Below are 18005 nucleotides of genomic sequence, written 5' to 3'. Positions count from 1 at the left end.
TTACGCTCTTTAGAACATTTTTTTCGCAGGCACCGAGGATAGGCTCGGGAATGGATCAGCGATCCCGTTCCGGAAGGAAGGGCCCCTCACCCCAGACGATCGATCTCTCGTGGCGCTCGATCACCTTCTTCAGGTCGGTGAATTCCCGGACGATATGTTCCTGAAACTTGCGACAGGCCGGGTTCGGATAGGTCTTGCGCTTGGTGATGATGCCAAGCGTCCGCTCCGGCTGCGGGATATCGACGGGCACGATGGAGATCTTGTTCTCACCCTTGAAGGAAAAGACCACCGAATGCGGCAGGATCGCCAGCGCATCGGTCGAGGCGATGTAGTTGACGACCGACAGCAGCGAGCCGCCGGAATAGCGAACCTGCAACTCGCTGATCCCCAGCGTGATCAGGATATTGTGCAAATCAAGCACCAGAGGCGAGCCAGGAAGCGGCGCGACCCAGGGATAGGTCATGATGTCTTCGATGCTCAGCCGCCGCTTCCTCAGCAGCGGATGCCCGACGGCGCAGGTCAGGACGTTGCGCCCGGGCAGGATCGGCTGAAACTCGAAGTCGCTCTTCAGGTCCGTGCTGCCGATCGGGGTGATGGCAACGTCGATCTGGCTGGAATCGAGCTCGGTCAGCAGATCTGGCAGGTTGCCGTAGGACTGCTCGACCATGATGTCGCGCTCGCGCAACTGGAAACTCGCGATCATCTGGGAAATGACGGCATCCATAAAGAAAGGCACACCGCCCACCTTGATCCGCCCGGTCGTGCCTGACTGGAAACTGCGGACGATCTCCACCGCCTTGCGCGATGCGGCCAGGATCGAGCGACCCTGGATGGCCAGCTGCTGGCCGAGCGGTGTCAGTTGCAGTGGGCGCTTGCCTGGCGTGAAGAGTGGTTCACCCACCCGGCGCTCCAGCATGGACAGTGTCCGCGAAACCGCAGGCTGTGTCATGCCGAGCATGGCAGCACCCTCCGTGACACCACCGGTTTCGGCGACGGCTGCAAGCTGGACGAGATGACGCTCATCGATCTTCATAGCGATCTGCTATATCGAGCATAAGCAATTTTATCAACAGACGGCCTTGCGCCCTCTATAGTCTGACAATTGGAGCAGATCCGCTCCGACACGAGGAGAACGGGTGCGGCATGGTCAGCCGCTGGAGGGCCCGTGTGTCGGGGATCGGCGCGATCCGTATATTTGCAGTTTCTGGAGGAGAAGAAACATGTCGTTCATCTCGGGTTATCATCACCTCACGCTGAGCACCGACGGCGCTCAGGAGGACTATGACTTTTATACAAAGACGCTTGGCCTGCATTCGATCAAGCGCACCGTGCTTTTCGATGGCACAATCCCGGTCTACCACCTTTACTACGGTGCCAAGAGCGGCGACCCCTCGACCATCGTCACCACCTTCCCCTTCAAGAAGCCCGGCATCTTCGGCAAACGCGGCACGAACCAGTCGAAGATCATCCAGCTGTCGATCCCCGTCGGTTCGGCCGATTTCTGGGTCGACAGGCTGAACGAGCGCGGCATTCCTGCCGCCAAGACCAGCCGCTTCGGCATCACCCGCGTGGCGCTCGCCCATCCCTGCGGCATCGACCATGAACTGGTCGAGAGCCCGGCGGACACCCGCCCGCCGATCACCAACGAGGCCGAGGGCATTGGCGAGGTACAGGGCATCCGCGGCATTTACGGCGCAGCCATCGCCGTCTTCGACCGCACCTCGATGGACGACTTCCTGACGATTGGCATGGGCATGAAGAAGGAAGCCGACAGCGACGAGGGCCTGATGTTCTCGGTGCCGAACAATGGTGGTCCGACGAGCATGGTCGAGGTGCTTCACCAGCCGACCGGGCCGCAGGGCACCTGGACGCTATCGGGTGGCACCATCCATCACCTTGCGCTCAACACGGTCAACGAGGAGAACCAGCTGAAGCTCAAGGCGCATATCGAAGGCCTCGGCTTCACCGACGTCTCCGACCAGAAGGATCGCAACTACTTCAAATCCTGTTACGTCCGCTCGCCAGGCGGGGCGCTCTTCGAGATCGCCTGGTCGGTCGAAGGCGGCTGGGCGAAGGACGAGCCGGCCGACGCCATCGGCTCGACGCTCGTCTTCCCGCCATGGTTCGAGGATCGCCGCGAAGAGCTGATCGCCGGTCTCGAACCCGCCAACTTCTGATCCGGAGGCGAGCATGGCCATTCACGGCGAGCCGCTATCCGCAGGAGTTGCACCCGCGGAGGCCGAGGTACTCTGCGTCTTCGTTCATGGGCGAACCCAATCGCCCGAGGACATGATCGAGCAGGTGATCGGCAAGCTCTCGGTGCGCGGGGTGGCCTTTTGCCTGCCCCGAGCAAGCGGCAACAGCTGGTATGCGGCACGTGCGACCGACGCGCTGACAGACCCGACACGCACCGAGTTGACGGCCTCACTCGACTATATCAACGGGCTTGTGGGGGCCCTGCGACAGGCAGGCGGTGCGAAAAAACCGCTCTTGATCGGCGGCTTCAGCCAGGGCGCCTGCCTGTCGCTCGAATATGCCATGGCCTTCGGGCCATGGAACGGCGCGATGGTCAATCTCACCGGCTGCCGTGTGGGTCAGGCGGCGGACCAGCGTCCCGCACGCGATCTCGACGGCATGCCCGTCTATCTCACCGGCTCCGATCAGGATCCCTGGATCCCTGTCTCGGCTTTCGCAGAAGCCTCGGAAGCGCTTGGGAGGGCGCGGGCGAGGCTCCGATGCGAATTGTTTCCGGGCCGAACACACCAGGCGTCCGAGATGGAAGTCGCAGCATTGGACGCGATCCTGCAGGATCTTATGGAGGGAAGCCGGCCATTTCGCCGCGTCGCGGCATAGTTTCACAAACACAACTGGGAGGAGGACAGCATGATTACGCGCAGAAAACTGCTGAAGGCAGGGGCTGCTACCGGTCTCGCCTATGGTTTCGGGGGCCTCGCTGCACCGGCGATCGCCCAAGGGGCCAAGATCAAGCTCGGCTATGTCAGCCCGCAGACCGGCCCGCTGGCGAGCTTCGGCGAGAGTGACGCCTACAACATCGCTTCCTTCCTCGCGACCGAGGCGGGGAAGAACTTCGAGATCATCGTCAAGGACAGCCAGTCCAACTCGAACCGGGCAGCGGATGTGGCGAAGGAACTCATCCTCTCCGACGAGATCAATATGATGCTGGTCGCCTCGACCCCGGAAAACACCAATCCGGTCGCCACCACCTGCGAGGCCGAAGGCATCCCGTGCATCTCCACCAAGGCGCCATGGCAGCCGTGGTTCATCGGCCAGCAAGGCAATCCAGGCGACCCAGAAAGCTGGAAACCGTTCGACTTCGCTTACCATTACTTCTGGGGCCTGGAAGACGTCATCGCCGTCTTCACCAACATGTGGAGCCAGCTTGACACCAACAAAAAGGTCGGCGGCCTCTTCCCCAATGATGCAGACGGCAATGCCTGGGGTGATCCGAATGTCGGCCTGAAGCCGGGCCTCGCTCAGGCCGGCTTCGATCTCCTGGATCCGGGCCGTTACCAGAACCTGACCGACGACTTCACCGCCCAGGTGAATGCCTTCAAGGACGGCCAGTGCGACATCATCACCGGCGTCGTCATTCCACCTGACTTTACGACCTTCTGGAACCAGGCGAAACAACAAGGCTTCAATCCGAAGGCTGTCACCGTCGCCAAGGCGATCCTTTTCCCGCAATCGGTCGAGACGCTTGGCGCGGCCGGCCACAACCTCTCCTCGGAGGTCTGGTGGTCTGCGCAGCATCCGTTCAAGTCATCGCTGACGGGCCAGAGCGCCGGCGAACTCGCCGCCGACTTCACCGCCAAAACCGGTCGCCCCTGGACACAGCCCATCGGCTTCATCCACTCGCTCTTCGAGATGGCGACCAATGTGATGGGACGGGTGAGCGACGTCACCGATGCCGAAGCCGTTGCAGCGGCAATCGCCTCTTCCAAGGTCGACACGATCGTCGGCCGCGTCGAATGGAACGGCCTGGGCGTGCCGCCCTTTGCAGCCAAGAACGTCACCAAGACGCCGCTCGTCGGCGGCCAGTGGCGGCGCAAGGACGATGGCACTTTCGACCTCGTCATCGTCGACAACAAGACGGCACCGAACATCCCGACCGCCGGCAAGATGGAAGCGCTTGCATGAAACAAATGGGCCCGCCCTCGCGGGCCCGTTAACTGCCCCAGACCACGGCTTCCTCGTGCCGTTTGATCAGGTGCTTCAGGTTGTCGAAACCTGAGCGGATGAAGGCTGAAAACTGTTCGACCGCCGGAGACCGCGGCGCATCGACACGCCTGAGGATGGCAAGCGCGCGCTCCGGATGTGGAATGTTGATCGGCAGGGCCGTGATCGTCTTTTCCTTGCGCTGCGCAAAGACCACGCTATGCGGCATCACGGTCAGCGCGTCCGCCGCTTTCAGATAATTGACCACACTCGCAAGCGACCCGCCCGAATAACGGATGCGGATCTCAGTCGCGCCGAACGAGAGCAGCAGGGCTCGCAGGTCTGCCAGCAGCGGACTGCCAGGCGGCGGGGCCACCCAGGCATAATCGAGAAGATGGGCCGGCTGCAGACGACGTTTCAGGAGCAGCGGATGCGTGACCCGGCAGGCAATGACATTGCGGCCAGGCAGGATCTGCTGGAAGGCAAGGCCCGAGCCCTCATCCAGAATATCGATCGGGCAGATCGCCAGATCGATCTGGTCGGCCTTCAGAGCAGCACGCAAATCCGGAAAATAGCCATAGGACTGGTCGATCCGCACATCAGGATGGGTCGCCTGAAACTCGGCACACATGCCGGCAATCAGCGAATCCATGAAGAACGGGCTGCCGCCAACCCGCACCACGCCGCTTTTGCCGACCCGGAAACTTTCCATCAGATCGGAAGCCTTGCGGGAGGCAGCCAGCATGGCAAGCCCATGTTCCGCCAGCGCAATCCCGAGCGGCGTTGGCTGCATTGGGCGCCTACCCTTGATGAAGAGCGGTTCGCCAATTCTCTTTTCCAGCATCGACAAAGTGCGTGACACAGCCGGCTGGGCCAGCCCCAGCAGGGCTGCACCTTCGGTTACACCGCCGGTTTTGACCACGGCAGCCAGTTGGATCAGGTGTCGCTCATCGAACTTCATAACGGATTGTTATATTGACTCCCAAACAAATCATCAATCCTGCATGCGAGCCCTGCTAGTTTCCTCTCGACCAGCAATGCGGATTTGGGAGGAGATGCATGTCGCGGGCCGCAGACCTCATCACCTTCAATGAAGCCACCTCTGCCGAGGCTTTCACGAGCCGCTTCGGCACGACCGATGACGCAACCGCGCGCCTGCTCTCTGCCGTGGTCTGCCATGTGCACGATCTCGTCAAGGAATTCCGCCCGACACCGGAGCAATGGCGCAAAGTGCTCGACTTCCTGACCGAAGTGGGCCACGCCTCGGACGAACGCCGCCAGGAATGGGTGCTGTTTTCGGATCTCGTCGGCGCTTCGGCGCTTGTGGAAGAGATCAACTCTCGCCGCCCGTCCGGCGCCACCCCCAACACCATCCGCGGGCCGTTCTTCCGGACGGATACCCCGGAGCGGGCACTGGGCAGTTCCATCTCGCTCGACGGCGAAGGCGAGCCGCTGCTGGTCGAGGGCCGCGTCGAAGATCTGGACGGCCTGCCGATCACCACGGCTGAAATCATAACATGGCAGGCGAATGCCGAAGGCTTCTACGAGAACCAGCAGCCGGATCTGCAGCCCGAATTCAACCTACGGGGTCTGTTCCGCCCAGATCAGAACGGCAGGTTCCACTATCGCACGGTGAGGCCGGCAGGTTACGGCGTCCCCGGTGACGGTCCTGTGGGGCGGCTGTTCGCCCAGGCGGGCTATCCGCTGCACCGTCCAGCGCATCTGCATTTCGTCGTGCGGGCACCCGGCTTCGAGACGATCACCACACATATCTACGATTCTGAGGATCCGAGACTCGGTGAAGATGCGCTGTTCGGCGTCCGACCCGAACTGGTGCATCCGTTCGAGCAGACGGAGATCGACGGAAAACCCACCTCGCGCATCAGCGTCAAGTTCGTCATGGTCCGCGCACGGCCCGGGAGGGGAAAATGAAGAGCTTCACCTATGCTGGCAGCCCGGCGCGTATACTTTTCGGCTCCGGCCGCAGCGCAGAGGTTAGCGGCGCCGTGGAAGCCCTCGGCTGCCGCCGTGCGCTGGTCCTCGCAACGCCGCACCAGAAGGCGGATGCAGAAGCCCTCTCCGATCGGCTCGGAGCCCTCTCAGTTGGTGTCTTCTCGGGTGCCGTCATGCACACACCCGTCGATGTGACGGAGAAAGCGCTGAAGATCGCTCACGAAACAGAAGCCGACTGCGTGGTCTCGCTCGGTGGAGGCTCCACAACCGGGCTCGGCAAGGCAATCGCCTATCGCACCGATCTGCTGCAGGTCGTCATTCCCACGACCTATGCCGGCTCTGAAGTCACTCCGATCCTCGGCCAGACCGAAGGCGGTCGAAAGACGACGGTCCGGAACGCCAGCATCCTGCCGGAAGTGGTGATCTATGATCCGGATCTGACCCTTGGTCTTCCCGTCGGCATGAGCGTCACGAGTGGCTTGAATGCCATGGCCCATGCGGTCGAGGGCCTCTACGCCCAGGATCGCAACCCGGTCTCGACGCTGATGGCGCTCGACGGTCTACGGGCATTTAGGGATAGCCTTCCGGTTCTGGTGAAGAGCCCTGAAGCCACCGAGGCGCGGGCGGAAGCGCTCTATGGCGCCTGGCTTTGCGGCACGGTGCTCGGCACTGTCGGCATGGCGCTGCACCACAAGATCTGCCACACGCTGGGCGGCTCTTTCGACACGCCCCATGCCGAAACCCATGCGGTCATGCTGCCACACACGGCCGCCTTCAATGCCGAGGCCGCCGAACAAGAGCTCAAGGCAGCAGCCGAACTCTTCGGCGGCTCCATCGGCGGCGGTCTCTGGGACTTTGCCAAGTCGATCGGCGCGCCCCTATCGCTGAAGGATTTCGGTCTCACTGAAGCCGATCTGGATCGAGCGACCAATATCGCCACCGAAAACCCCTACTGGAACCCGCGTCCGATCGACCGCTCGTCGATCCGCACACTTCTGCAAAAGGCCTGGGAGGGCGTCAGGCCCGACTGACAGAGACGACATCTCGCGCGCTGCGCACTCTTTGGGAGGAGAGACGATGATGGGAGGAAACATGTTCACGAGACGCAAATTCCTGCAGACGACGGCAGCCGGTGGCGCCGTGCTGGCAACCTCGGGCCTTGCCGCCCCGGCGATTGCGCAGTCAGCAGCGGTGAAGCTCGGCTATGTCAGCCCGCAGACGGGCCCACTCGCTGCTTTCGGTGAAGCCGACAAGTTCGTCATCGACGGCTTCCTTGCCACAACCAAGAAGATGGGCCTGAACTACGAGGTCATCGTCAAGGACAGCCAGTCCAACCCGAACCGTGCGGCGGAAGTTGCGAAAGAACTGGTCGTCGACGACGAGATCAACCTGATGCTCGTCTCCTCGACGCCCGAAACCACCAATCCGGTCTCCACCACTTGCGAAGCCGAGCAGGTCCCCTGCCTGTCAACGGTTGCCCCCTGGCAGCCCTGGTTCATCGGACAGCAGGGCAATCCCGGCGACCCTGCGAGCTGGAAGCCATTCAACTATGCCTATCACTTCTTTTGGGGTCTTGAGGACATCATTGCCGTCTTCACCGGCATGTGGGGTCAGATCGAAACCAATAAGAAGGTTGGCGGCCTTTTCCCGAACGACGGCGACGGCAATGCCTGGGGCGACAAGGTCGTCGGCTTCCCGCCGGTGCTCGAAAAGCTCGGCTATGGCCTGACCGACACCGGCCGCTATCAAAACCTGACCGACGATTTCTCCGCCCAGATCAACGCCTTCAAGCAGGCCGAGACCGAGATCCTCACCGGCGTGATGATCCCGCCTGACCTGACCACCTTCTGGAATCAGGCCAAGCAGCAGGGCCTTAAACCCAAGATCGCCTCGATCGGCAAGGCGCTGCTTTTCCCGCAGACCGTGGAAGCCCTGGGCGATGCCGGCCACAACCTCTCGACCGAAGTGTGGTGGACGCCGTCTCATCCCTTCAAGTCCTCGCTGACAGGCGAGACCGCTTCCGATGTGGCTGCCGCCTTTACCACGGCAACCGGCCGCCCGTGGACACAGCCGATCGGCTTTGCCCATGCGCTCTTCGAACTGGCGGTCGACGTCATGAAGCGCGCGGAAGACGTGACGGATGGCGATGCGGTAGCCAAGGCTATCGGCGAAACCAAACTCGACACGCTGGTCGGCCCGATCGCCTGGAACAACGCCAACCTGCCGCCCTTCGCCCAGAAGAACGTCGCCAAGACCCCGCTCGTCGGCGGCCAGTGGCGGCTGAAATCCGGCGGTGGTTACGATCTGGTCGTCGTCGAAAACGGCCAGGCACCGAACATCCCGCTCGGCGGCAAGGTGGAAGCGCTGAGCTGACCCCTGTGAAGCATGTGGCTGCGGTGTCCCGTGCTTGTCGGGGCGCCGCAAGCCTGACGGAGGAGTGTCCATGCCGATCCTGGAATTGAATGGTGTGTCGAAATCCTTCGGGGCCCTGGTGGTCGCCGAGGATATCGGCTTTTCCGTCGAACCCGGCGAAGCGCTGGGCATCATCGGACCGAACGGCGCCGGCAAGTCGACGCTGTTCAACCTGATCACCGGCAACCTCTCCGTCGCCAAGGGCACTGTTCATTTCGATGGTCGCGACGTGACCAATGTCCCACCGATGCAGCGCTGTTTCGCCGGCATGGGCCGCACCTTCCAGATCCCTCAGCCCTTCGAGCGACTGACGGTCTTCGAAAACCTGATCGTCGCTGGCGCCTTCGGCAGTGAAAGCAGCGAAGCCGAGGTCGCGGAATTCTGCGCCGAGATCCTCGTCGAGACCGGCCTGATCGCAAAGGCGAACCGCCCAGCGGGCAGCCTGACGCTGCTCGAGCGCAAGCGGCTGGAACTCGCCCGGGCCCTTGCCACCAGGCCCAAGCTTCTCCTGCTCGACGAGATCGCCGGCGGGCTGACCGAAGGCGAGTGCCGGCAGCTCGTCGCAACGATCAAGCGCGTTCACCAGCGCGGTATGGCGATCATCTGGATCGAGCATGTTCTACACGCCTTAAACGCGGTCGCCGAGAAGATCCTGGTCCTGAACTTCGGGCGGATGATCGGCCATGGCGATCCGCAGACCATTATGAATTCGCGCGAGGTGCGCGAAATCTATCTGGGCATGGAGGTCTGAACCATGAGCCTCATCGAAACGAAGAACCTCACCGCCTTCTACGGCGACTTCCAGGCCCTGTTCGGTGTCGATCTCGTCCTCAATCCCGGCGAGACGATCGCCGTGATCGGCGCAAATGGCGCGGGCAAATCGACGCTGATGCGCTCGATAGCAGGCGTGCTGCGCAATGATCCTGCCGCCGTCCTGCATCGCGGCCAGCCGATCGGCGCGCTTGCATCACCCGACGTCATGGCCCGAGGCATCGCGCTTGTGCCGGAAGGGCGCCGGCTGTTCCCTTCGCTCACGGTCGAGGAGAACCTTCTCGTTGGTCGCCACGGCCGAAAGGTGAGCGGTCCCTGGTCGCTCGAAACAGTCTATGAACTCTTCCCGATCCTGAAGGAGCGTCGCCGTAACCCCTCGACGGCACTCTCAGGTGGCCAGCAACAGATGGTCGCGATCGGCCGGGCGCTGATGTCCAATCCGGAAGTGCTGCTCTGCGACGAACTCAGCCTCGGCCTCGCCCCTGTCGTCATCAAGGACATCTATGCCGCCTTCCCGCGCATCCGCGAAACGGGTGCGGCGATCGTCATCGTCGAGCAGGACATCGCCCAGGCGCTTGATGTTGCAGACCGGGTCTATTGCATGATGGAGGGTCGGGTCACCCTGGAAGGGCGCCCCGCAGAACTCGACCGCGCCGACATCCACGCGGCCTATTTCGGAGCGGAACCCCATGAACTGGCTTGATACCATTCTCCAGGGCATCCTGCTCGGCGGGCTCTATGCCCTCTTCGCCGCCGGCCTGTCGCTCGTTTTCGGCATCATGCGGCTCGTCAATCTCGCCCATGGCGACCTGATCGTCTTCGCCGCCTTCCTCATCCTGCTGCTCGTCTCGACGCTTGGGCTGAATCCATTCCTGGCGGCCCTGATCGCCGGTCCGCTGATGTTCGGGGTCGGTTACCTGCTGCAATATCACCTGCTCAACCGGACGCTGGGCAAGGACATCCTGCCGCCTCTGCTCGTCACCTTCGGCCTGTCGATCGTCATCCAGAACGGGCTTCTCGAAGCCTTCACCGCCGACAGCCAGCGCATCCCCGCAGGCGCGCTGGAACAGGCGTCGCTCTCGCTCGGCGGCATCAATGCCGGCGTGATGCCGCTCCTGACCTTCGCCTCCGCGATCCTGGTCATCGTCGGCCTCAACCAGCTGATCTACAAGACGGCGCTTGGCCGTGCATTCCGCGCGACCTCCGACGATGTCGTGACAGCAGGCCTGATGGGCATCCGTCCGAACCAGATCTTTGCCATCGCAACCGGGCTCGCCATGGTGATCGTCACCATCGCCGCCCTCTATCTCGGCACCCGCGCCAATTTTGATCCGACAGCCGGGCCGGCACGTCTCATCTATGCTTTTGAAGCCGTCATCATTGGCGGGCTCGGCTCGCTCTGGGGCACGCTCGCCGGCGGCATCATTTTAGGTGTGGCCCAGACCGTCGGGGCCGCCATCAATCCGGAATGGCAGATCCTCTCGGGCCATATCGCCTTCCTGCTGGTCCTGCTGTTCCGTCCGCGGGGTCTCTTCCCGCGCGCCGTCGATTGAGGTGACGATGAACGCCAACCGAGAAACCCTGTCGAAAGTCATGCGCCCGACGCCATCCTGGCGGGTCGAGACGCGCACGCGCCTGTCCTCGCTGTTCTCGCTTGCAGCCATCCTCTTCGTGCTGCTCCTTGCGGCAGCTCCGTTCGTCGTCTCGCGTGGCGTGGTGCAGGATCTGTTCTTCATCTTCACCATGCTGGCGCTCGCGCAGAGCTGGAACCTGCTCGCCGGTTATGCCGGTCTGATCTCCGTCGGCCAGCAGCTCTATGTCGGCTGCGGCGCCTATGCGCTCTTCGGCTTCGTCATCCTTCTCGGTGTCGATCCGATCCTGGCCATCCCGCTTGCCGGCCTCTTCGCCGTGTTGGTCTCGATACCAACCGCCTTCTTCGCCTTCCGCCTCTATGGTCCCTATTTCGCCATCGGCACCTGGGTCATCGCCGAGGTCGGTCGCTTGCTCTTTGCCCAGTGGAAGGCGCTCGGCGGCGGCACAGGCACCTCACTTCCGCGCGAAGCGACGCGCGAAATGTTCGGCGTCTCGTTCCTCGAAGACTGGTTCGGCATGCGGACCGCAGCAGCCGCCGACGCCATCGCCTTCTGGCTGGCGCTGATCGTGCTCGTTTTGACCATCTGGTTCGTCTACCGCCTGCTGCGCTCCAAGCAGGGCTTAGGGCTCGCCGCCGTGCGCGACAATGAGACGGCCGCCCGGGCACTCGGGGTGGACGCCCAGAAGCTGAAGCTCGTGATCTACCTCTCCACCGCCTTCATCACCGGCGTCGTCGGCGCACTCATCTATCTGCAGAAGGCCCGCATCTCGCCGGATGCTGCCTTCTCGCTCACCGACTGGACGGCCTATGTGATCTTCATCGTGGTGATCGGCGGCATCGGCACCATCGAAGGGCCGATCCTCGGCGTGATCATCTTCTTCCTGATGCAGAATGCGCTGTCGAGCTACGGGTCCTGGTACCTGCTGCTGCTCGGGGCGCTCGCCATCGTCACCATGCTGTTTGCACCGCGCGGGATCTGGGGCCTGATCACCGACCGCACCGGCATCGAACTCTTTCCGGTCCGCCGCACCTTGAGGGGTGGATCGCTTGAACAAACGAAAAAGGGAGGGCCACATGGCTGACATCACAACCGACGTCCTGATCATCGGCACCGGGCCGGCCGGCTCGGCAACCGCCGCCTTGCTCGCGAGCTACGGCCTTGAGCCCATGGTCATCAACCGTTACCGCTGGCTCGCCAACACGCCGCGCGCCCACATCACCAACCAGCGCACCATGGAGGTTCTGCGCGATCTTGGCCGCGACGTTGAGGACGAAGCCTATATGTTCGCGACAGAACAGGACCTGATGGGCCAGAACGTCTTCTGCACGGCGGTCGCCGGCGAAGAGATCGGCCGAATGCAGAGTTGGGGCAACCATCCGCTTTCGCGCGCCGAACATCTCCTCTCCTCGCCCGGGCGGATGAACGACCTGCCGCAGACCTATATGGAGCCGCTGCTCTTCAAGACCGCCTGTTCGCGCGGTGCGCAGTCACGCATGTCGACGGAATATCTGAGCCATGTGCAGGATGCAGACGGTGTTACCACCACCTGCCGCGACCGGCTGACGGGCAAGGACATCACCATCCGATCGAAGTTCCTGGTCGGCGCCGATGGCGGCAACTCCAAGGTTGCCGAACATGCCGGCCTCTCCTTCGAAGGCAAGATGGGCGTCGCCGGCTCGATGAACATCCTCTTCGAGTGCGATCTCTCGCGCTACGTCGCCCACCGCCCCTCGGTGCTCTACTGGGTGCTGCAGCCGGGTGCCGATGTCGGCGGCATCGGCATGGGTCTCGTGCGCATGGTCCGCCCGTGGAACGAGTGGCTGATCGTCTGGGGTTACGACATCAACCAGCCGGCGCCGGCGGTCGATGATGCCTTTGCCACCAAGGTCGTGCGCGATCTCGTCGGCGTCCAGGACCTGCAGCCAAAAATCAAGTCGGTTTCCACCTGGACAGTCAACAACATGTACGCAACCACGATGTCGAACGGCCGCGTCTTCTGCATGGGTGACGCCACCCACCGCCATCCGCCGTCGAACGGTCTCGGATCCAACACGTCGATCCAGGATGCCTTCAACCTCGCCTGGAAGCTCGCCGCCGTCATCCGCGGCCAGGCCGGCATGGGTCTGCTCGACAGCTACCAGGCCGAACGCGCCCCGGTTGCCAAACAGATCGTCACCCGCGCCAACAAGTCGATCGAGGAATTCGGCCCGATCTTCAAGGCGCTCGGCATGCTCGATTCCGTCGACCCGGTGAAGATGCAGGAAAACATGGACGCCCGCTGCGACAACACGGCGGATGCGGAAAAGCAGCGTGAGGCCATCCGCCAAGCGATTGCGCACAAGGTCTATGAATTCGACGCGCACGGCGTGGAGATGAACCAGCGCTACAAGTCGGGCGCCATCGTCACCGATGGCCAGCCGGAACCGGCCTTCGAAAAGGATGCCGAGCTGCATCACCAGCCGACAAGCTGGCCCGGCGCCCGCCTGCCGCATGTCTGGCTGTTCGGCCCGGAAGGCGAAAAAGTCTCGAGCCTCGACCTGACTGGCCATGGCGTCTTCACCGTTCTGACCGGCATCGGCGGCGATGGATGGGTGGCGGCCGCAAAGTCCCTGTCCAAAGAGTTCGGCCTGCCGATCACGGTTCACAAGATCGGTCCTCGCCAGACCTGGCAGGACTTTTCCGGCGATTGGGCCCGCGCCCGCGAAATCCGCGATTCCGGCGCGCTCCTCGTTCGCCCCGATCATCACGTTGCATGGCGCACGGAAGCAGCCATCAAAGACCCCGAAGGCGAGCTGCGGCGCGTCCTGAAAACCATTCTGGACCGGTGAGGCAAGACCATGCACGCGCACGAAAAGGGCTATTTCACTGAGGAGACCTCCGTCGAGGTGGTGAGCGGCCGAAACGCCAATGCCAAGGACGAGCGGCTGAAGGAGGTGATGGAGGTCATCACCCGCAAGCTGCATGAGGCGGTCAAGGAGTTGGAGCCGACCCAGGACGAGTGGATGGAGGCGATCCTCTTCCTCACCCGCACCGGTCAGATGTGCAACGAATGGCGCCAGGAATTCATCCTGCTGTCAGACGTGCTCGGCGTCTCGATGCTGGTCGACGCCGTCAACAACCGCAAACCCTCGGGCGCTTCGGAAAGCACGGTGCTAGGCCCCTTCCACGTGGCAGACGCCCCCGAAGTGCCGATGGGTGCCAATATCTGCCTGGACAGCAAGGGCGAGGACATGGTGATCGAAGGCCGCATCCTCGACACCGAGGGCAAGCCGATTGCAAATGCCGTGATCGATGTCTGGCAGGCCAATGACGAGGGCTTCTACGATGTGCAGCAGAAGGGTATCCAGCCCGACTTCAACCTGCGCGGCGTCTTCCGCACAGGGTCGGACGGTCATTACTGGTTCCGGGCGGTAAAGCCCAAATTCTATCCCATCCCCGACGACGGCCCGGTCGGCCAGCTGCTCGGCAAGCTCGGCCGCCATCCCTATCGCCCGGCCCATCTGCACTACATTATCAAGGCGAATGGATACGAGACGCTTGTCACCCATATCTTCGATCCGGATGATCAGTACATCCATTCGGATGCCGTCTTCGGCGTCAAGGAAAGCCTGCTGGCGAAATTCGACCGCCGCAGGGATCCGCAGCGTGCCGCCGAATACGGTTTCAGCGAGGAATTCTGGGAAGTGAAGCACGACTTCGTGCTGGTGCAAAAGAACCAAGCCTGACTGCGGCTCAATCGAGCCCTTGGACCCGCAGCTGAGCTCCGGGTCGCATCTTCTTTTCCGCACAGCTGGCGGGCCCATCCGTATGGAATGCGCCCGTCAGCTTCTTTTTGCGCCAGGTTTCGCGCTACTGGCGAAACAGATCCTGCTCAACGCCCGCCTTCTCGAACAGATAGTCGCGGCTCGCCTCCAGCTCCCGCCGCAGCTTCCCGATATCGTGACCGATCAGGCTTCCCTGCCACTTTTTGACCTGCCCCGCACAGAAGACCGTCGAGACATTGCTGCGCTCCATCAGCGTGACAACGGCGCCGGGCACATGGTTGAGGGGCGCCACATTGAGCGCGGTTGCATCGAGCAGAATGATATCGGCATCCTTGCCGGGCGTGAGGCTTCCGGTTTTGTGCTCAAGCTTCAGGCCCCGCGCGCCTTCGATGGTCGCGAACCGGATCACATCCATGGCCGAGAGCAGCTTGGGATAGTCGTCGCCGCGCAGCGCCTTCTCGTTGGCGATCATCCGTTGGAGGGTGATCGTCGAGCGCATCTGCGTGAACATGTCTGCGGTCATCGTGCATTCGACATCAGTGGAAAGCGATGGCTGCAGACCGAGGTCGAGGGCTTTCTGAAGCGGCGGTTCACCGTGGCGCATCTGCATCTCGATCGGCACGGAGAGCGAGATATGCGCGCCGGCATCCGCCGCCCGCTGCCAGGCCATGTCGCTCATGCCGGTCATATGGATGAAGATATTGTCCGGGCCGAACTTGCCGGCCATGGCCAGGCCGTCGAATGTCGGCTGCATGCCGAAGGTTCCGACAACATGCAGCGCGATCGGCAGACCGAGCTCGCGACCCGTCGCCCACGCCTCTTCATGGAAAGGCAGGTAGATCTCCCCGCCCATCACCATGGTCAGCAATTGATCATCGCTGGAGAAATGTTCGGCCCTGATCCGGCGAGCGTCGCCCGGATACTTGGCAAGATCGCCCCAGCCTTCGAAATAGCCGAAGACGGCGCGGCGGCCGGCATCCCTGAGGGCAGCTATCGCGGAATCCGAATGCTCCGGCGAGTGATGGATCTGGCTCACGTCCATCACGGTCGTCACACCGGCATCGATCTGGGAAATGCCGCCGACGAGTTCGGAGATGTAGACATCCTCCGGGCGATAGAGGACCGAAAACTTCTGCAGCATCCACTCATAATAATTGGCGGTGCTTTCCGGACGCCCGTCATTCACCAGAATGGCATCGGACAAGAGACTGCGCAGAGCGGTCTCGAACTGATGGTGATGGGTGTCGATGAAACCCGGCATGACGATCATGCCGCTGGCATCGATGACCGCCGCATCGGCAGAGTCCAGGTGGGGGCCGACGGCGAGGATCTTCGCCCCCTCGATCAACACATCGCCGATGGTGTAATTGCCGACGGACGGATCCATGGACAGGACGGCGCCGCCCTTGATCAAGGTCTTGCGACCGGGCTGGCCCAGTCCAGCCGGCAGCGGCTGCGTCGCGCTGGAGCGACCAAGCTGCGGAACGGATCCTCCGCCGGAATCTGCAGGGGATCTCAGTCTCACGTCACAGAATTTACACATGCCCACCTCCCAATCTTCGCAATACGAAATTTAATTCGCTGATTAATCAGAGCGCGCAAAGCCGGCGCAGGCCCTTCGGCTCCCTTAACCGTTCAGTGCTGCCGACAGCGCTGGCGTTCGGGCCGCAGCAGCGCTGATCCGGCCTGCAGCAACCCGAAGATCACCCAGTCGGTCCGTCACCATCTGGTCCGGGCCGATTAGCCCCGAATAGCCCGAGGAATTGACCGCAGCCGTAACCTTGCCCTCTGCATTGCGGATCGGCACCGCGAGAGCCGTAATCCCGAAATCGAGCTGATCGACAGTCGTCGCATATCCGCGCTCCCCGGCTTCGTCGATCAGCGCACGCAGGGCATTCTTGTCAGTGACTGTGCGTGAAGTGAGCGCCTTCGGCTCCACCCTCGCGAAGTAGCGCTCGAGCTCGGTCTTCGGCAGGCCCGCCAACAAAACGCGCCCCAGCGAGGTTGCGTGAGCGGGATAGCGCGCGCCGACCACGGCCGTCGCCCTTCTCGCGCGCTGGGTGGAATGGTGCGCGATATAGATGACGTCGTTCCCATCGAGCATGGCGATGGAGGCCGCGTCACCATGGGTTTCGACGATCTGCCTAAGTTCCGGCAACAGGATCTCATCGATGCGGGCGGCAAAGTAGAAGCCGGAGCCGAGCGTCATAACCTTTGGCTTCAGGAAAAACCGCTTTCCGACCGAGCCGACGTAACCGAGCGCCGACAGCGTGATCAGACTTCGGCGGGCAGCAGCCGGTGAAAGACCGACGCGCCGCGCGATCTCACTCAGGGTCATGTCAGGATGCGCTGCATCGAAACATTCGATGACGGCGATCCCCTTTGCCAGCGCTTCAACGAACTCCGCCGATCGCTTCGGATCCTCAACCATGTCCACCCTGTCCAGCAAAGTTCAGCCCTCGGGCGCAAGCACGAAATCGAACCTGCACTTCGCGTCCGGACGCTTCTCGAGGGCAAACGGGAATTCCTCGGATTTCTTGACAGGTTCCAGTTTGGCGATCAACGATTTTCGCACTCCGAAAACCGCGTCATTGTCGATGTATTCGGTGTTCTCGAAGAACAGTTCCGTCGTGATCGCCCGCATTTTTTCGGCACGTATAATGAAGTGCAGATGCGCTGCCCGCCAGGCATGCCGGTTGCCGGCACGAAGCAGCCGTCCGACCGGACCGTCATAAGGCACGGTATAGGGCTTCGGCAGGACCGTGGTGTAGTAGTAGCGGCCTTCGCCGTCCGCGGTGATCTTGCCACGCAAGTCGTATTTGTCCTGCCCATGCTCCTGGATCGGATAGGTGCCACTGCCATCCGCCTGCCAGGTATCGACGATCGCGCCCGGAAGCGGATTGCCAAGAGAGTCACGCACGATGCCATGCACCAGCAGCGTTGTGCCGTCACGCCCCCGGGCGAGATCGCCGCCCAATTCGAGTTCCGGTGCATCATCGAGGTAGAATGGGCCGAGATTGGATCCTTCCGTCGCCCCACCGCGGGTGTTGATCATGTCGACCAGGGCGGACAGGCCCACGACGTCGGACAGCAGAATGAACTCGTGCCGTTCCGGGGTGGAGATCTTCCCGCAATCATAGAGGAACATCAGCATGCCCATCCACTCGTCATGGGTCATGTTCACTTCACGCGTATAGTCGTGGAGGTGATCGATGAACGTCTCCAGGAGGAACTTGAAACGACTGCCCTCCTCGGTCTGGAAACTTTCCTTCACCGCTTCGGTGATCGTGAACTGATTGATCTGACCCATCGACATCCTCCACTCGACCGACCC

At 62.3% G+C, this 18005-nt stretch carries 17 protein-coding genes; 12 read left to right on the top strand and 5 right to left on the bottom strand.

Going from position 1 to position 18005, the window contains the following annotated elements:
- Nucleotides 1-55: 55 nt before the first annotated feature.
- Entirely contained in the window at nucleotides 56-1033 is a 978-nt protein-coding gene (locus tag BSY240_RS17755) for a LysR family transcriptional regulator (protein WP_054147758.1), read from the bottom strand.
- A gap of 187 nt (nucleotides 1034-1220) precedes the next feature.
- On the opposite strand from BSY240_RS17755, the gene BSY240_RS17750 reads away from it, so the two are divergent.
- From BSY240_RS17750 to BSY240_RS17740, 3 genes are read left to right on the top strand one after another with little or no spacing between them, the layout of a single operon-like run.
- On the top strand, nucleotides 1221-2177 hold the full coding sequence (locus BSY240_RS17750) for a VOC family protein (protein WP_054147757.1): 957 nt from the start codon (nucleotides 1221-1223) through the stop codon (nucleotides 2175-2177).
- Between the two features lie 13 nt (nucleotides 2178-2190).
- Nucleotides 2191-2853, top strand: a complete 663-nt coding sequence (locus BSY240_RS17745) for an alpha/beta hydrolase (protein ID WP_069043191.1) — start codon at nucleotides 2191-2193, stop codon at nucleotides 2851-2853.
- Nucleotides 2854-2883: 30 nt separating this feature from the next.
- The gene (locus BSY240_RS17740; RefSeq protein ID WP_069043190.1) at nucleotides 2884-4158 is read left to right on the top strand and encodes an ABC transporter substrate-binding protein; all 1275 of its coding nucleotides are present in this window, start codon (nucleotides 2884-2886) and stop codon (nucleotides 4156-4158) included.
- A gap of 28 nt (nucleotides 4159-4186) precedes the next feature.
- Here the strand turns inward: BSY240_RS17740 and BSY240_RS17735 are convergent, their stop codons facing one another.
- Nucleotides 4187-5137 (bottom strand): LysR family transcriptional regulator, encoded by a 951-nt coding sequence (locus BSY240_RS17735; protein WP_069043189.1) that lies wholly within the window; start codon nucleotides 5135-5137, stop codon nucleotides 4187-4189.
- A gap of 98 nt (nucleotides 5138-5235) precedes the next feature.
- Here BSY240_RS17735 and BSY240_RS17730 point away from each other — a divergent pair, with 98 nt between their 5' ends.
- The 9 genes from BSY240_RS17730 (at nucleotide 5236) to BSY240_RS17690 (ending at nucleotide 14632) form a co-directional block, all read left to right on the top strand.
- Nucleotides 5236-6108: a dioxygenase family protein gene (locus BSY240_RS17730; protein ID WP_069043188.1), complete on the top strand. Its 873-nt coding sequence runs from the start codon at nucleotides 5236-5238 to the stop codon at nucleotides 6106-6108.
- Nucleotides 6105-7160, top strand: coding sequence for a maleylacetate reductase (locus BSY240_RS17725; protein WP_069043187.1), 1056 nt, complete (start codon nucleotides 6105-6107; stop codon nucleotides 7158-7160). Before BSY240_RS17730 ends, BSY240_RS17725 begins: the two co-directional genes overlap by 4 nt.
- Nucleotides 7161-7221: 61 nt before the next feature.
- Nucleotides 7222-8502 (top strand): ABC transporter substrate-binding protein, encoded by a 1281-nt coding sequence (locus BSY240_RS17720; RefSeq protein ID WP_069044033.1) that lies wholly within the window; start codon nucleotides 7222-7224, stop codon nucleotides 8500-8502.
- A gap of 70 nt (nucleotides 8503-8572) precedes the next feature.
- Complete coding sequence (locus tag BSY240_RS17715; RefSeq protein ID WP_069043186.1) at nucleotides 8573-9292, top strand: ABC transporter ATP-binding protein; 720 nt, start codon at nucleotides 8573-8575, stop codon at nucleotides 9290-9292.
- Nucleotides 9293-9295: 3 nt separating this feature from the next.
- A complete protein-coding gene (locus BSY240_RS17710) occupies nucleotides 9296-10015 on the top strand; it encodes an ABC transporter ATP-binding protein (RefSeq protein ID WP_069043185.1) in 720 nt (239 codons plus the stop codon).
- On the top strand, nucleotides 10002-10865 hold the full coding sequence (locus tag BSY240_RS17705) for a branched-chain amino acid ABC transporter permease (RefSeq protein ID WP_069043184.1): 864 nt from the start codon (nucleotides 10002-10004) through the stop codon (nucleotides 10863-10865). The genes BSY240_RS17710 and BSY240_RS17705 overlap by 14 nt, the downstream gene beginning before the upstream one ends.
- Nucleotides 10866-10872: 7 nt before the next feature.
- A complete protein-coding gene (locus BSY240_RS17700) occupies nucleotides 10873-11988 on the top strand; it encodes a branched-chain amino acid ABC transporter permease (RefSeq protein WP_069043183.1) in 1116 nt (371 codons plus the stop codon).
- Nucleotides 11981-13735 carry an FAD-dependent oxidoreductase gene (locus BSY240_RS17695; protein ID WP_069043182.1) on the top strand — a complete coding sequence of 585 codons (1755 nt, stop codon included), beginning with the start codon at nucleotides 11981-11983 and terminating at the stop codon, nucleotides 13733-13735. The genes BSY240_RS17700 and BSY240_RS17695 overlap by 8 nt, the downstream gene beginning before the upstream one ends.
- A 9-nt stretch (nucleotides 13736-13744) precedes the next feature.
- Complete coding sequence (locus BSY240_RS17690; protein ID WP_069043181.1) at nucleotides 13745-14632, top strand: intradiol ring-cleavage dioxygenase; 888 nt, start codon at nucleotides 13745-13747, stop codon at nucleotides 14630-14632.
- 124 nt (nucleotides 14633-14756) lie between these two features.
- Here BSY240_RS17690 and BSY240_RS17685 read toward each other — a convergent pair whose 3' ends face one another.
- The 3 genes from BSY240_RS17685 to BSY240_RS17675 all read right to left on the bottom strand — a co-directional run bounded on the left by BSY240_RS17685 (nucleotide 14757) and on the right by BSY240_RS17675 (nucleotide 17981).
- Entirely contained in the window at nucleotides 14757-16214 is a 1458-nt protein-coding gene (locus tag BSY240_RS17685) for an amidohydrolase family protein (protein WP_069043180.1), read from the bottom strand.
- Nucleotides 16215-16298: 84 nt separating this feature from the next.
- Nucleotides 16299-17102, bottom strand: coding sequence for an IclR family transcriptional regulator domain-containing protein (locus BSY240_RS17680; protein ID WP_069043179.1), 804 nt, complete (start codon nucleotides 17100-17102; stop codon nucleotides 16299-16301).
- A gap of 21 nt (nucleotides 17103-17123) precedes the next feature.
- Nucleotides 17124-17981: a dioxygenase family protein gene (locus BSY240_RS17675; protein ID WP_054147743.1), complete on the bottom strand. Its 858-nt coding sequence runs from the start codon at nucleotides 17979-17981 to the stop codon at nucleotides 17124-17126.
- Between the last annotated feature and the right edge of the window lie 24 nt (nucleotides 17982-18005).

This window comes from Agrobacterium sp. RAC06, assembly GCF_001713475.1.
Classification (GTDB): Bacteria; Pseudomonadota; Alphaproteobacteria; order Rhizobiales; family Rhizobiaceae; genus Allorhizobium.
Note: the sequence above shows the minus strand (reverse complement) of the source record. Positions and strands in the feature narration are given on the sequence as shown.